The 1384-nt window shown below is 62.4% G+C and carries 1 protein-coding gene; it reads right to left on the reverse strand.

Going from position 1 to position 1384, the window contains the following annotated elements:
* Positions 1–266 precede the first annotated feature (266 nt).
* Complete coding sequence (locus GGD67_RS39020) at positions 267–1298, reverse strand: IS110 family transposase (protein WP_179740343.1); 1032 nt, start codon at positions 1296–1298, stop codon at positions 267–269.
* Positions 1299–1384 lie beyond the last annotated feature (86 nt).

The raw sequence follows: 1384 nt of genomic DNA on the forward strand, positions 1-1384 counted from the left end.
GCCATGTGTGGACGGCTCCTGGTTGGCAAGGAGAATCTTCACTTTGCGGCGTTGGTCGGAGCGGCCATGTGTTCGGCCTGTTTGCGCGGTTCACGTGACCGCTGGCCATAATGCCCTCCGCGGATCAGGTCCCGATCAAAAGCACGCATTCGAAGATGCCATGGCCCATGTGGGTTGTCCTGATCGCCGGATCGACCGGCGCTGCATTAAGTGCTGTTCGCCCTTCCAACCGTTACGTCACACCGGCATGTCCGGCGTGATCTCGTTTACGCCGTGAGAGCGGCGGGTTCCTTGTAGCGTTCGTTCCTGGCCATCATCGCCCATGCCATCCTGGCAAGTTTGTTGGCGAGCGCGATGGCGGCGACCTTGGTAGGTCGCCGCGCCAGCAATGCGGTGAGCCAGGGCCGATGCCCCGTGCCATGGATCTTTGCATAGCGGATCACGGCGAGGGCGCCTGCCGTGAACAGGCTGCGCAAATAGCGATCGCCCTGCTTGCTGATACTGCCAAGCTTGTCCTTGCCTCCGCTCGAGTTCTGCTTTGGCACGAGCCCAACCCACGCCGAGAAGTCCCGACCCGATCGGAAGGCCTTGGCATCGGCAACGCTCGCGACCAGCGCTGTTGCCAGCGCCGGCCCGACGCCGGGGATCGCGTCCAGCCGTTTGCTCGTCGCGCTTGATCGATGCCAGGCGATGATGCGTCGGTCGAACTCCAGGATTTGGGCCTTCAGCGTCCGCAATTGACTGCCGAGAGCAGCAAGACATGCGCGGGCCGCCTCCGGGAGCCGGTGGTCAGCTGTATCGGCGACGACTTCCAGCAGTTGCTCGACACCTCGGCGACCGACCGGGGCGACAATCCCGAACTCGGCAAGATAGGCGCGGATTGAATTGATGACGGCAGTCTGCTGGCGGATGAAGAGATGGCGCGCGCGATGAAGCATCAGACAGCTCTGTTGCTCGACCGTCTTGGTCGGCACGAACCGCATGTTGGGTCTCGTGACCGCCTCGCAAATCGCCTCCGCGTCCGTGGTGTCGTTCTTCTGCCGCTTGACGTAGGGCTTCACATAGGCCGGAGGCATCAACCGCACGGTATGCCCCAACGCCTGCAGTTCGCGGGACCAGTAGTGGGATGACGCGCAAGCCTCGATCCCCAGCAGGCACGGCGGCAACTTCTCAAAGAACGACAGCATGAAACGGCGCTTGAGCTGGCGGCGGATCACCACCTGACCGGCTGCATCGACGCCATGCACTTGAAAGACCGACTTCGCGATATCCAGACCAATCGTCGAAATTGATTGCATAGGCTGCTCCTCCGAATCGTGGGAGCCTCAAACGGCGCCCCATCCTTGGCACTCTCGTGCCCGTGGAGGAGCCGTCCACAGCATCA

Origin of the sequence: Bradyrhizobium sp. IAR9 (assembly GCF_013408065.1) — a bacterium.
Lineage (GTDB): Bacteria > Pseudomonadota > Alphaproteobacteria > Rhizobiales > Xanthobacteraceae > Bradyrhizobium.

What these genes read in the sequence shown, in the direction of transcription:
- GGD67_RS39020 (WP_179740343.1), bottom strand. Translation starts at nt 1,298, where the DNA reads ATGCAATCAATTTCGACGATTGGTCTGGATATCGCGAAGTCGGTCTTT.